Raw genomic sequence first — 13946 nt, 5'->3', positions numbered from 1 at the left:
GTTTAAATTGCTAATTAAAAGTATGGCAGTGATAAAAAGTGTGACTTATTTTTTGCCTGATTCCTCAATTAAAAAGAGTCTGAAGAGATTAATATTATTTAAAACATATGGTTACGCTTTATTATAAATAAAAATAACTTTCATGAGTGATTTAAATTGAATGCTGAGGTGCATTTTAAAGAAACCCAATCTGCTTGCAAAATTCAATACGTGGACTACTTTTTAGTTAAAAAAGGCTTGATGATAATAAGATAACTCGGATGTACAGTGCACAAATCGTACACAAACAGCACACATCCAAGTCTTAAATAGTAATGCTTTGGTAATTGTTTATATTTTGTTTTTTTGCTTCAAAGATCAAAATCGACTGCTTTATTTTATGCAGGATGTCAGTCGTTAATCTTAAATATAACTAGGTCTGTTTATGAAAAAACTGTCATTTACCCCGCGAAGTCTGGTTCTCACGGCGTTTATAGCTTCCTTGTCTGCCTGCTCGCAGCAATCAGAAGATAAAAAAGCAACCGGACAAGAACAAAAAACTGTTGAACACCAAGCTGAAAATGCTCAAGTGACATGGCCGTATGCAAATAAAAATTTAAAAAGAGATGAAAAGGTTGAGCAAAAAGTAGCTGAATTATTGGCGGGTATGACTTTAGAGCAGAAAGTTGCTCAAATGATACAGCCGGAAATTGGATACTTAACGCTTGAGCAAATGCGTAAATATGGTTTTGGTTCATACTTAAATGGTGGTAATACCGCGCCATACGGTAACAAAACAGCAGCCCCGCAAGAATGGTTAAAGTATGCAGATGAAATGTATGAAGCTTCTGTTGATGACTCAGTAGACGGCAGCAGAATACCGGCTATTTGGGGAACGGATGCTATGCATGGCCATAGTAATGTATCTGGTACCACGTTATTTCCTCACAATATCGGTTTGGGCGCGGCACGTAATCCTGAATTAATGCAAAAAATTGGTGATGCGACGGCGAAAGAAGTAGCTGTTACCGGTATTGAATGGAGTTTTGCGCCTACGGTTGCCGTGGTACGCGATGATAGATGGGGGCGAACTTATGAAAGTTACTCTGAAGATCCTGAAGTTGTAGCCTCATATGCAGGAGAAGTTGTAAAAGGCATTCAAGGTGAAATAGGCGTTGATTTTCTAAAGGGTTACCGTCGTATTGCGACAGCAAAACACTTTGTCGGTGACGGTGGTACATTAAATGGTATCGACCGAGGTGACACGATTGCCAGTGAAGACGATTTACGGGATATTCATGCCGCCGGTTATTTTACCGCTATTGAAGCGGGTGTGCAGTCTGTAATGGCTTCTTTTAATAGTTGGAAAGGTGTGCGTTTGCACGGCCATAAATATTTATTAACCGATGTGCTTAAAGGACAAATGGGATTCGATGGTTTTGTTGTGTCTGATTGGAATGCGCACAAATTTGTTGATGGATGCACGCTAGAGCATTGTGCTGCTGCGATTAATGCCGGGGTTGATATATTAATGGTACCAGAACATTATGAAGCGTTTTACCATAATACGGTGGCACAGGTAAAAAGTGGTGAAATTCCAATGTCTCGTATAGATGATGCGGTTAGTCGTTTTTTACGGGCTAAAGTGCGTTGGGGTTTGTTTGAGCGAGGCAAACCATCAGAGCGCGTATTGTCAAATGAGCTCTCGGTATTTGGTGCAAAAGCACACCGAGAATTGGCGCGTCAAGCGGTTAGAGAATCACTTGTGTTGCTGAAAAACAATGATCAAATTCTACCGCTTAACCCTAAACAAAATATTCTGGTTGCCGGTGATGCAGCACACAATATGGCTAAGCAAGCGGGTGGTTGGAGTGTATCCTGGCAAGGAACGGACAATACCAATGAGGATTTTCCTGGGGCGACTACCATTTATCAAGGGCTTGCTGATGCCGTTAAACAAGCTGGTGGTCAAATAACTTTAAGTGAAACAGGTGACTATAAAACTAAACCTGATGTTGCTGTGGTTGTGATTGGTGAAAAGCCATATGCAGAATGGTTTGGTGACATTCAGTATATTGAATACCAGAAAGAGACGAAAAAAGATCTCAAGTTGTTACACAAGCTTAAAGCGCAAGGCATTCCAGTGGTTACCGTTTTTATCAGTGGTCGTCCATTATGGGTTAATAAAGAATTAAACGCTTCGGATGCATTTGTTGCTGCTTGGCTACCCGGTTCAGAAGGGCAAGGGGTTGCGGATGTTTTATTACGTAAAGTCAGTGGTGAAATAAACTATGATTTTAAAGGAAAATTATCTTTTTCTTGGCCTAAATACGATAATCAGCTTGTACTTAACCGCCATGATGAAAATTACGATCCATTGTTCGCTTATGGATTTGGCTTGCGCTATCAAGATGATGTTAATCTTGCACAGTTGGATATCAGTTCACGTGTAAAATCGCAGTCTGATACTGATTTAGGTTATGCTTTATTCTATCGTCAATTGGCTGAAGGTCTGAATTGGACACTCGGTGATATGCAGGATTGGAATGTGATTATCAATGGACCAGCTGGTACAACAGCGGGTAGTGACAACTTAACAGTACAAGGTATTAACTTGGCCTACCAAGAAGACGCAAGACGTTTTGTGTGGGCTGGCGATAGTTTGGCGATTGCGAGTTTAAGCTACACAGATGCTAAGGATATGTCTGAGCTTATTGACGCACAAACTGTATTGGAGTTTGACTTACGGCTCGATTCGGCGCCACAGTCTGCTGCGACTATGGGGCTATTTTGTACTGCTAACAGCTGTGCAGCTGAAATCGATTTAACCGAATTTTTAGTTCAGCAGAAAGCGGGTCATTGGGTACATGTATCGGTAGATATCAGCTGTTTAGCGAATGCCAAACAGGTGAACGCGGTGACAACACCTTGGTCACTAAAAACCGAAGGAAAACTAGGCTTAGCGGTTTCTAATTTAACCTTGTTAAAAGGGGATGTGGAAGCGTCGCAGTTATCTGTCTGTGATAATTAATCACTAAAGGTGAAAGGTGAAGGCTTAACGTTAAATTTTAAACCCATGGCGAATGCTGTGGGTTTTTTCATCTTAGCCATGTTAGAAATTTAGCTACTGTGTTTTTTTCTAAACTCACTTGGCGTCATATCATAACGTGATTTAAAGACCATCATCATGTACTGCGGAGACTTATAACCAACACTTTCTGCAATTTGCGCGAGTGTCATTTTACTATTTAGCAAGTAATCTGCGACTAAATTTAATTGCTCTTCAAAAATAAAATCATGCACAGTTGAGTTCAGTTCTTTTCGGAATCTTTTGTCTAAATTGGCGCGGGATACATTTAAATGATTTAAAACGTGCACCACTTTGATTCCTTTCGCTGCATTCGCTTTAATATAAGACAAAGCGCGTCGTACGAGTTCATCAGCTATTACTTCTACGTCTGTACTATGACAAACCTGTAGACCAATAGGATCAACAATATGTAGTTTTTCTTCAGGTGGCACGCCGCTCATGATTTGATTGAGAATAGACGAAGCTAAATATCCCATGTGTTCACTGCCTTGCATCACAGTACTGAGTTGATTGCCGGTGATATCCAATATAAGGTCGTCACCGTCGACCCCCAAAATAGCAACCTCCTCTGGAATACTAACGTCTATCTGGTGGCAGGCTTCAAATATCTGCCAAGCTCGCATATCGCTAGGTGCCATTATGGCAATCGGTTTGGGTAATGTTGCTATCCACTCAGCCAGATTATTCAAGTTTTCAACTCTGTCTAAGACCTGACTCTGTGGTTGATAGGTGTATATAGAACTTGAACGACCCGATATAGTTTTGGCATGTTGGATAAAAGCTTCTGCACGCTCGCCTGCCCATAGACAACTTTTGTTAACAATTCCGGTATAAAACGCCAGTTGTTTAAAGCCTAGTTTAAATAGATGTTCAGCACCGATTTTAGCGATTTCATCATTATTTGTTGCAACATAGTGAATATTTTTGGGGTAGTTAGTTTTATCTCGATATGAGCTGCCCACTGCGACACAAGGTAACCCTTTATTCATCACAAACTCTGCGATTGCCGGATCATCAAAGTCCGCGATGATGCCATCTCCCTGCCAGCTTTTTAGGTTGTCTAAGCGCGTGACTAAATCGTCTTCTACGCAAATATGCCAATGTGCCGCTTCGCGAGTGTACCTAGATATGCCTTTAATTATCTTTCTGTCATAACCTTTGTTGGCATTAAACAAAACGGCTACTTTTTTTACTTTTCGCATATGGGCATTATCTCTGATATTTTTTATTGGTTTATCATTTTATCAAATTTTATATGGGTAATATGAAATTTCATATGGCTCAAGATAGCAGAAGTTTTGTTAATATAAAATATCAAGCTTGTTGCGTTTTTTGAACGTGTAACATTTTAATTAAACATAAAGGTCAGAGTATGGAAGGTATTGCCAACAACCAGACTAATACTAATTATGGTGGTGAAAATACACTGCTTATATTAATCGTCAGCTGTATCGCCACAATAGGCGGTTTTTTATTTGGTTTTGATAGTGGCGTAATTAACGGCACTGTTGAAGGTTTGCAGGTCGCGTTTAACTCAGATTCTGCAGGCACTGGGTTTAACGTGGCTTCTATGTTACTTGGTTGTGCAATAGGTGCCGCTTTAGCTGGCCGAATGGCTGATTTATACGGTCGAAAAACCATGCTTATTATCTCATCGATTATGTTTATCGTGTCTGCTTGGGGATCGGGTATTGCAACATCTTCTGAAGAATTTATTGTTTATCGGGTAATTGGTGGTATCGCTGTAGGGGCTGCCAGTGTAATGACTCCGGCTTATATTAGTGAAGTTGCGCTGGCGCGCTATCGTGGGCGTTTAACGACAATACAACAGGTTGCGATTATATCGGGTTTAACCGGCGCATTTTTAAGTAATTATATGTTAGCGGAAATTTCCGGTTCTGCGCTAAATACATTGTGGATGGGCTATGACACCTGGCGCTGGATGTTTTGGGTTGAGTTAATCCCAGCTTCTATATTTTTATTTGCTTTATTTTTTATTCCAGAAAGCCCGCGCTTTCTGGTTGCTAAAAATAAAACGCAGAAAGCGCGATCTGTTTTAGTGAGATTGTATGGTCAGGAACAGGGTCAGCAAAAATATTTAGAAATTGAAAAGTCGTTAGATCAAGGCAATAAACATCAGCCAAAAATAAGTGATCTGATTGATAAAACAACTAAAAAAGTACGCCCTATTATCTGGATTGGTATTGGTTTAGCTGTGTTTCAACAATTTGTCGGTATTAATGTGGTGTTTTATTACGGTGCTGTACTTTGGCAATCGGTTGGTTTTTCTGAGTCTGATTCGTTATTTATTAATGTTTTGTCCGGTAGTTTGAGCATCGGTGCTTGTATTGTTGCTATTTTGCTGGTGGATAAATTGGGACGCAAACCGCTATTATGGTTTGGTTCTTTAGGCATGGCGGTTTCGTTGGCTGTTGCAGCTTATGCGTTTTCAACCGCAAGTTTAGATGCAAATGGTGCTCTTTCGCTGTCTGAAGATATGGGGACTTTGGCATTGATTTTTGCGAACTTGTATGTGATTTTCTTCAATGCATCGTGGGGCCCTATCATGTGGGTTATGCTGGGAGAAATGTTCCCCAACCAAATCCGTGGTTTAGGTTTAGCGATTGCAGGATTCTTCCAATGGGTCGCTAATTTTGCAATTACTATGACATTCCCTATTTTATTAGGATCTGTTGGATTGGCGTTTGCGTATGGTTTTTATGCCTTATGTGCTGTGATTTCTGCATATTTTGTTTACAAGTATGTGTATGAAACTAAAGGTAAAGAACTGGAAGAAATGCAGGGTTAACATTGTCTAAGATATTTTCTGATAAGCAGTAAATCGCAGCAATTGCCCGACATGTTTTTTGGTGTTTACAAGGTTAAATATGTCGGGTACTTAAAATCGGACAATTGAGAATGGTCACCTCCAAGGAATGATCTACAATTCCAGTGAAGCTCGAAGCTCTGCCTGATTGTCGGGCTAAAGCCACGACCTACAATGTTGGCGAAACTTAAAACTTAAAACTTGAAACTTGAAACTTGAAACTTGTAGCTTGTAGCTTTTTGCCTGATTGTCGGGCTAAAGCCACGACCTACAATGCTGGCGAAACTTGAAACTCGAAGCTTGAAACTTGAAACTCGAAGCTCGAAACTCGAAGCTCGAAGCTCGAAGCTCGAAGCTCGAAGCTCGAAGCTCGTCTCGAACACAAAGGAATTGACTATGAATATAGGAATATTAGGCGGTGGTATTGGTGGTTTAAGTAGCGCTATCGCTTTAAAACAACGCGGTTTTAAGGTTGATGTTTACGAGCGTCATGCTGGGCCTAGTGAGATTGGCGCTGGTATTGTTTGTTGGCCCAATGCTTCATTTGTTTTAGAACAGTTAGGTGTGTTGCCTCAGGTTGCAAAGGTGGCTGGTTTAATCAGCTTTATGAAGCGTTATTCATCTGAAGGTGAAGCGCTTGGGTCAATGGATATTCGAAAACTAAATAACTTGATGGCATATCCAAGCTATTCTATTTTGCGTAAAGATTTAATGCGCATTTTAACTCAACGTGCATATGAATTGGGTATTTTAATACACTATCAACATAACGTTCAGTCATTGTCAGAAAATATCACTGAGCATAAGCAGAACACAGCGGTTCACTTCACAAACGGTAGGACTATTCATCCTGATGTCATCATAGGTGCGGATGGACGAATGAACTCAATGGCGCGATTGTTCGTTACCGGCGATCATAAACCTGTTTTTCAAAAGTTTATAAATTGGATTGGCGTATTTGAAAGTGATTCAGAGATTTTCCAAGATAAAGCAGTTTCTGACTATTGGGGCGTCGGTCAACGTTTTGGCGTGGTACCCATTTCCAAGTCGAAAGCCTATTGGGCGGCTGGTGTCGTAGCCGAGGAAATTGATGATATAAAGGTTGATACCTTTAAGCCTGATTTAACCAATTTATTTAGAGGCTGGCCCGATCCGATATTTAAAATCATTACACAAACACCGCTAGCCAGTATTGGTAAAATATACGTGCATGATCACGATCCGATTAATAATTGGCATAAAGGTAATGTGCTTTTATTGGGGGATAGTGCACATGCTCCATTACCAACATCAGGTCAAGGCGCCTGCCAAGCTTTAGAAGATGCGTGGCATCTGGCACGCTATTTAGAAGAATACTCTGAAGAACTTAATTTGGCATTAAGCAAATTTACAGCAGCAAGAATGACAAAAACACAAGGGATAACGATGGCGGGTCGTCAATTAGCAGCATCAATATTCAACGAAGATAAAGCGTATTGCCAAGAGAGAAACATTCGCAGCAAAGACACTGATTACGGTTTGGTTGTTTCTGGTATGGCTAAAAACTGGTCTTTTGGGTTACCAATTTGATGTTTTTACTCTGTTTTGTAATACGTATTTTAATTTTTTGTAAGACTTCTTTTCTCTGTGCTCCTTTTTTATTATTTACTAAAAATAATTTCAAAAAATAAATAAAATTTTTTATTGCTTATTTTGCTTTATCTATCTGAAAAATAAAGTTTATAAAATTGTAATACCAATTTGTAATGTGTTTTTGGTGTTTTTGTATTATAAAACTGCTTGATCAATTTTAAATATTTGTTATAACTTTGTTCGGGTTGATCACACAACACATACAAAGGGGTAATAATGAAAACTACTACACATAACAATTATTTGGCATATTGCATTTCTGGTATTTTAGCGGCTTGTGGCGCAAGTCAGGTTAATGCAGCAGAAGTGGCGATAACAAATCCAGGCTTTGAATCAAGCTGGGACGGGTGGAATGATACCGACCCATCTGCTATTTCTGGAGACGCATATACCGGAAATCGTTCAGCAAAAATGACTGGTTCAAGCGGCAGAGCGGAGCAGTCAGTTTCAGTTAGCACGAATACACAATACCGACTAACCGCATATATTAAAGGTTCGGGCGAAATCGGCGCTGTTGCGGGCGGCACAACATATAGCCAATCAGGTGGCGACAGTAGCTGGCAACAGGTATCAGTAGAATTTAATTCTGGTTCAAACACTTCGGTGACCTTGTTTGCCCAATACAATGGTGGAGAAGGACGGTTTGATGAATTTAAGCTAGAAAGTATATCCACGCCCACACCAACCCCTACGCCTACACCAACACCGAGTGGAGTAGATTGTAGCGGTAGCAGCGACTTGACGATTGTTGATGCATCTGATGATGGTACACATGATGGCCATGGCCCAGATAATACTATTGATGATGATCTTTCTGATGGCTCTCGTTGGTCATCTAATGGTAGCGGAAAATCGATTACCTATGACCTAGGCGTACTTTCTAAAGTTAAAGATATTCAGCTAGCGTGGTTCAAAGGCAATACGCGTGTTTCGTACTTTGACATAGATACTTCAGCCAACAATAATGATTGGACGTCAGTGTTGGTTAATGAGCAATCCAGTGGCTCTTCTGCCGGCTTTGAAACTTATAATTTTGCAGATACCGATGCGCGTTATGTGCGTGTTACAGGTTATGGAAATTCATCGAATACTTGGAACAGTATTATTGAAGCCAATATTCGCGGATGCACCGATGGAAATACCCCAACCCCAACCCCAACCCCAACACCGACTCCAACGCCAACTCCAGCAGGTGATTTAGACCCGAATCTTCCACCATCTGGTAATTTTGATTTATTAGATTGGACATTGGGTGTACCGGTTGATGACAATAACGATGGTAAATCAGACACCATTAAAGAAAACCAGCTTTCTAGTGGTTATGAACATAGCCAATGGTTTTATACTGCTGCCGACGGTGGCATGGTATTTAGAGCCCCTATTGATGCACCAAAAACTTCAACCAATACCAGTTATACACGTTCAGAGCTAAGAGAAATGTTGCGTCGAGGTGATACCAGTATCAGCACTCAAGGTGTTAATGGTAATAACTGGGTTTTCTCTAGTTATTCCTCTTCAGATAGAAACGCAGCGGGTGGTGTTGATGGCGAATTAACGGCCACTTTAAAAGTAGATCATGTTACATCTAGCGGTTCTTCCAGTCAGGTAGGGCGGGTGATTATTGGCCAAATACATGCTAAAGACGATGAACCAGCACGATTGTATTATCGCTTGTTACCGGGTCATACAAAAGGCTCTATTTATCTGGCACATGAGCCGGGTAACGGCAATAGTGAACAGTGGTATAACATGATTGGTGACCGTTCAAGTTCAGCTTCGGAACCTTCAGATGGTATTGAGTTAGGTGAAGTTTTCAGTTATTCCATTAAAGTGACGGGGAATACCTTAACAGTCACTATTTATCGTGACGGTAAATCAGATGTTGTGCAGACAGTTGATATGAGTAACAGTGGTTACCATGATGGCTCTGACCAATATATGTACTTCAAAGCCGGTGTTTATAACCAAAATAATACAGGTGATGGAGATGACTATGTGCAGGCTACTTTTTATAGCTTAGATAACACCCACAATGGCTATAACTACTAATATTAATAACTACTAATATTAATTCTAATAACTATTAATATTTATTAGTTTATCCTGCTCATAAAAAGACCGCAGCATGATCAGTCTTGGCCAGCTGCGGTCTTGTATTTTTAGCTTTATTTTAGCTTTATTTTACCTTTAGCGCTTTTTTATTCTTTGACTTGAATTAAAAATCCATCATTTGCTAACAGTGAGACTTTTGTGTCATCGGTTAATTTAATGGGGCTGCGGACCATATTTGCCTGTCCTTCACCCGTTTTAATGATAAACGCATTTTTACCGGTAAATTGTGACAAGTCTAACGTAAGCGTTTTTGTTTTCTGCTCACCATTAATACCGGCAATGTACCATTGCTTATCGGTACGTCTGGCAAATACGGCTAATTTCCCCGGAAAACCCTCAACGAATACAGACTCATCCCAGCTTGCGGGGATTTCCTGTAATACTTGTTTAACATAATAGGGTGTATTCTTCATACCCGCTGGTGTTTCAACTATGTGCTGAATACCCGAAACAAATAAAACACTTTGCGCCAATTCAAATGCATTTGTCGTTTTGCGTTCGATATTCGGGATGTCATTAAAAGTGGTGGGGGTGAAGTCCATCGGGTCAAATAAGTTACGACTAAACGGCAACATTGCGCTATGGCTAGCGGCCAAGTCGGCAGACTTTTGCGAAAAGGTGATCATTTCAAAACCATGTACCGCTTCTGATGTCATTAAATTCGGATAGGTTCGGTTTAAACCTCGCGGTAAGGTTGCACCATGAAAATTCACCAATAGTTCGTAATCTGCCGCATCTTGCAATATATCGATATAATATTGCATCATCGATTGACCATCACCGGCAAAAAAGTCTATTTTTACGCCTTTAATGCCCATCTCATTAAGTTTTTTAAACTCTGCCCGACGCTGTTTTTGGGTTAGCAAAGCATGTTTAGGTGTATAAGGGGTTGTATTCCATTCACCGGATGAGTTGTACCAAACTAATACACCAATGCCTTTGCTGGCTGCGTAATCGGTCAGTTCTTGCATTTTTTCATTGCCGATTTTTTGATCCCAGTCGGCATCCACCAAAGTGTATTGCCATTTCATATCAGCCGCATGGTCAACAAATTCTTTTTGCACAGAAAATATCGTAAAGTCGTCCTTTAATAGGCCCCAGCTCCAAGAGGCAATGCCAGGTTTGATAAAATCGGTGTTTTGTATTTTATTCGGCTCGGCTAAGTCGGTTCCGAGTGTCGATTCACTTACGGTTTTCAGATCGCCCAGCGCAATAATTCGCCACGCAGTTTGAAATGGTAAACCGCCATTGCTCATCAATTTTCCATCGGTAAATACTTCAGCATCCATCGGCTTGTCTATTTCATATTGCCCATTTGGCGATTCGCTGCTTAGGCGTGCCGCGTTATGTTGTGCTTGTATACCGGCTTCTGATATCGCGACCCAAGTGTTTGCGCTTTTAAAAAGTGCAGGAAAAACCCAGCCGGCACCGGTTGGTGACGGTGTGTCTACTGCAATATCCATTAAGTAGTGTTCTTCATAGCTAGGGTTGGTATTTGACCAACCGGTTTGGGCTTTTGCAACAGGTTGTAACCAAGCGCGTGTTTGCATATTAAAATCAAATTCAGTTAACTCATCAAGCAGTTCAATTTGTTGATCTGCATTGTCTTCTTGCGAGGCTAATACTTGATATTGAAAAGCAACACCATCATTGGAAACTCTAAAGCGAATATTCAGTTTTTGCTGATTTTCGTTTTGAAGGGTGAAAGTTTGCTCATTTGCTTGATATGCAACATTTTTCACTTTTGCAGAATAGAGTTGATAGGTATCGATAATTTTAGAAACGTCGGATTGCTCTGATAGCGTTAAGTTTGACGCAAAGACCCTATCTTTAAAAACCAGCCCTAATTCTGAACTTTCAATCACTTCTACATTGTTGCGATAAACTGAATAAAAAAGTTGTTGATTTTCGTCGAATTCAAGTTTGACTTGAATGGCATGATCTGGGCTTTGTAATGTTAAATTAGGGGATTGGCTACAAGCTGTTATCAGTGTGGCTCCTAATAAGGTGAGAGTGTGTTTAAACATTTTATCTATCCATAATTATTTATTGTTGTTGAATCGCATAGTGGTTCAAAATAAAAGGCCGTGCTCGGCCTTTTACCCGCTTTTTGTCAGCAAATTGAGCTTACTCGGTGGTAAATTTATAACTCATGCGGGTATGGTAAACTTCACCCGGGTTGAGCAAAGTGCTTTGAAAGCGAGATTGGTTAGGTGCATCCGGAAAATGTTGCGGCTCTAAACATAAACCATTTCTATATTCAAAGGTGCGTCCTTTACCTTTAGCGCTACCATTTAAGAAGTTACCAGAATAAAATTGAATACCGGGTTCTTCTGAATAAATCTCTAATACACGACCTGACTTTTCTTCGCTTAAGCGAGCCGCTAATTTATATTCAAAATTGTTTTCGGTCGTTAAAACCCAGTTGTGGTCATAGCCTAAGCCGTATTCCAATTGTTGATTCTTCTGGTTTATACCTTGACCAATCGGGGTTGCTGTACGAAAGTCAAATGGTGTGCCTTTTACTGGCATAAAGTCGCCCGTTGGGATCAAACTGGAATTAACGGGGGTAATATATTCCGCTGGTATCATTAATTGATGATCTAAAATATCGCCTTCACCGGCTAAATTAAAATAGCTATGTTGGGTTAGATTGACATGCGTTTTTTTATCTGTGGTGGCTTTGTAATCTATTTTCAATTCATTACCAGCCAATCGATAATCAACTTGTACGGTTAAGTTTCCGGGGTAACCCGCATCACCATCTGGGCTAAACAATTGCATTTTTAAGCCTACATCTGCGCCATCAACATAAGGTGTGACAAACCAATTTTTACTGTCGTATCCCACATCGCCACCATGTAAGTGGTTTTCGCCATCATTGGTATCCAATTGGTATTGAATGCCATCTATCGTAAATTGACCTTTGTTGATGCGGTTACCGTAACGGCCAATCAAAGCCCCAAAAAAGTTACTGTCGGTTAGATAGCCATCAATTGAATCATAACCGAGTACGATATCCGCTAACTTTCCATTTCTGTCTGGTGTTTTGAGTGAGGTAATAATACCGCCATAACTGATAATGGAAACTTCGATACCGGTAGGGTTAGTCAATGTGTATTCAGTTACCACTTCGCCATTGGGCAAAGTCGCATAATACTGACTTTTAATGGGCTTTAACTGTTTGTTATCAGTGTTATTTTGCTGTTCACTTATCGTATTACAACCTGCCAACACAGTGGTTAAAACCGCTAGTAATTTAATTTTTTTTATCGGGCTATTAAACATAGTTTCCTCCGCAGTGTTAAACCGCTAATTTGTTATTTTGAAAGGGGTAGATTATTGATATCTAGCCATAAACTTGGATCTTCAAACGGTGTGGCATCTGGAATATTTGGATTATCTATTTCAAACATCACCCGCTCGGTTAAATGTGCTTTTTCGATGACATCTTTGATCATTGGGTTGCTAAAAAAGTAATCATCAAAGCTACCATCCCGAATGGCCTGTCTAAGACCGGCTTCTATTTTGTTGGCTAGGTTAAAATTGTCTTTACGGACAAAAAAATAAGCCGGCATCGGGTATTTTAGTAAGATGTGTTTTTCAACGGTGAGCGGGAGTTCTGGACGCGCCGCTATTTCAGACCAAGGCTCATGCACACCACGCGGGAAATAATCATAGCGCCCCCCCTCTAACATGTAAAAAAGGTTCTCGTACCGGCGGGTGCCAATTACCGGAATTCCGGCGCTGCGTAATATTTTAGTATCTGCCCAAGTTCTTTCTTGCGCAGCGGTCAAACGCTGCAAATCTGAAAAAGTGTCAACAGCATCAAATTTAGCTTGGTTGCCTTCTCGGATTATAAAAATACGGTGACCTAACAGACCTTTATAAAGCGGAATTCTGATCGGCAATAATTCAGTTTCCAGTTCTTTTGAGGTGCCCGTCCATGCTACTTCTATTTCACCTGCTTTTAATTGTTCCATCATGGTGACTTGCGGTAAAAAGCGACTGGCGGGTTGATATTGGTAGGTATTTTGTGCGTCGTAATCTAATGCAAGTTTTAATAAGCCAAACTGATATTCTTCTTTGGCACCTATGCCTTCAACTTTATTGTGTCTAATTGTCAGCTTTTCAGCTAAGGCAAAACAAGGTTGGCTAGTCAGAACTAGACTCATAAAGACCAAACACCACTTTTTCCAATAGAGATTACGCATGTGATTACCTCATTATTTGATAAAGTAATACTAAATTATTGTAGTTGGTAAAATCAATCTATTATTATGTGTTTTTTGATTTAAATGTAAT

The 13946-nt window shown here is 40.2% G+C and carries 8 protein-coding genes; 4 read left to right on the top strand and 4 right to left on the bottom strand.

All coding sequences use genetic code 11. The annotated features are described in order from the left end of the window. The first annotated feature begins 424 nt into the window (after window positions 1-424). Window positions 425-3010 (top strand): glycoside hydrolase family 3 protein, encoded by a 2586-nt coding sequence (locus tag FNT16_RS03410; RefSeq protein ID WP_143870225.1) that lies wholly within the window; start codon window positions 425-427, stop codon window positions 3008-3010. An 89-nt stretch (window positions 3011-3099) separates the two neighbouring features. Here FNT16_RS03410 and FNT16_RS03405 read toward each other — a convergent pair whose 3' ends face one another. After that, window positions 3100-4272: a XylR family transcriptional regulator gene (locus FNT16_RS03405; protein ID WP_143870224.1), complete on the bottom strand. Its 1173-nt coding sequence runs from the start codon at window positions 4270-4272 to the stop codon at window positions 3100-3102. 170 nt (window positions 4273-4442) lie between these two features. Here FNT16_RS03405 and FNT16_RS03400 point away from each other — a divergent pair, with 170 nt between their 5' ends. The 3 genes from FNT16_RS03400 (at window position 4443) to FNT16_RS03390 (ending at window position 9578) form a co-directional block, all read left to right on the top strand. Beyond that, window positions 4443-5879 (top strand): sugar porter family MFS transporter, encoded by a 1437-nt coding sequence (locus FNT16_RS03400; RefSeq protein WP_143870223.1) that lies wholly within the window; start codon window positions 4443-4445, stop codon window positions 5877-5879. Window positions 5880-6293: 414 nt separating this feature from the next. Beyond that, on the top strand, window positions 6294-7466 hold the full coding sequence (locus FNT16_RS03395; protein ID WP_143870222.1) for an FAD-dependent monooxygenase: 1173 nt from the start codon (window positions 6294-6296) through the stop codon (window positions 7464-7466). 279 nt (window positions 7467-7745) lie between these two features. After that, window positions 7746-9578 (top strand): polysaccharide lyase family 7 protein, encoded by a 1833-nt coding sequence (locus tag FNT16_RS03390; protein WP_143870221.1) that lies wholly within the window; start codon window positions 7746-7748, stop codon window positions 9576-9578. A gap of 149 nt (window positions 9579-9727) precedes the next feature. Here FNT16_RS03390 and FNT16_RS03385 read toward each other — a convergent pair whose 3' ends face one another. The 3 genes from FNT16_RS03385 to FNT16_RS03375 form a co-directional block, all read right to left on the bottom strand. Further along, window positions 9728-11668 carry a glycoside hydrolase family 97 protein gene (locus FNT16_RS03385; protein WP_143870220.1) on the bottom strand — a complete coding sequence of 647 codons (1941 nt, stop codon included), beginning with the start codon at window positions 11666-11668 and terminating at the stop codon, window positions 9728-9730. A gap of 100 nt (window positions 11669-11768) precedes the next feature. Further along, window positions 11769-12929 carry an aldose epimerase family protein gene (locus FNT16_RS03380; RefSeq protein ID WP_143870219.1) on the bottom strand — a complete coding sequence of 387 codons (1161 nt, stop codon included), beginning with the start codon at window positions 12927-12929 and terminating at the stop codon, window positions 11769-11771. Window positions 12930-12961: 32 nt separating this feature from the next. Continuing rightward, window positions 12962-13855, bottom strand: a complete 894-nt coding sequence (locus FNT16_RS03375) for a type 2 periplasmic-binding domain-containing protein (protein WP_143870218.1) — start codon at window positions 13853-13855, stop codon at window positions 12962-12964. Between the last annotated feature and the right edge of the window lie 91 nt (window positions 13856-13946).

Origin of the sequence: Catenovulum sediminis, from assembly GCF_007289895.1 — a bacterium.
GTDB classification, from domain to species: Bacteria; Pseudomonadota; Gammaproteobacteria; order Enterobacterales; family Alteromonadaceae; genus Catenovulum; species Catenovulum sediminis.
The sequence above is the reverse complement of the archived record's forward strand: the minus strand, read 5'-3'. Positions and strand labels throughout refer to the sequence as shown.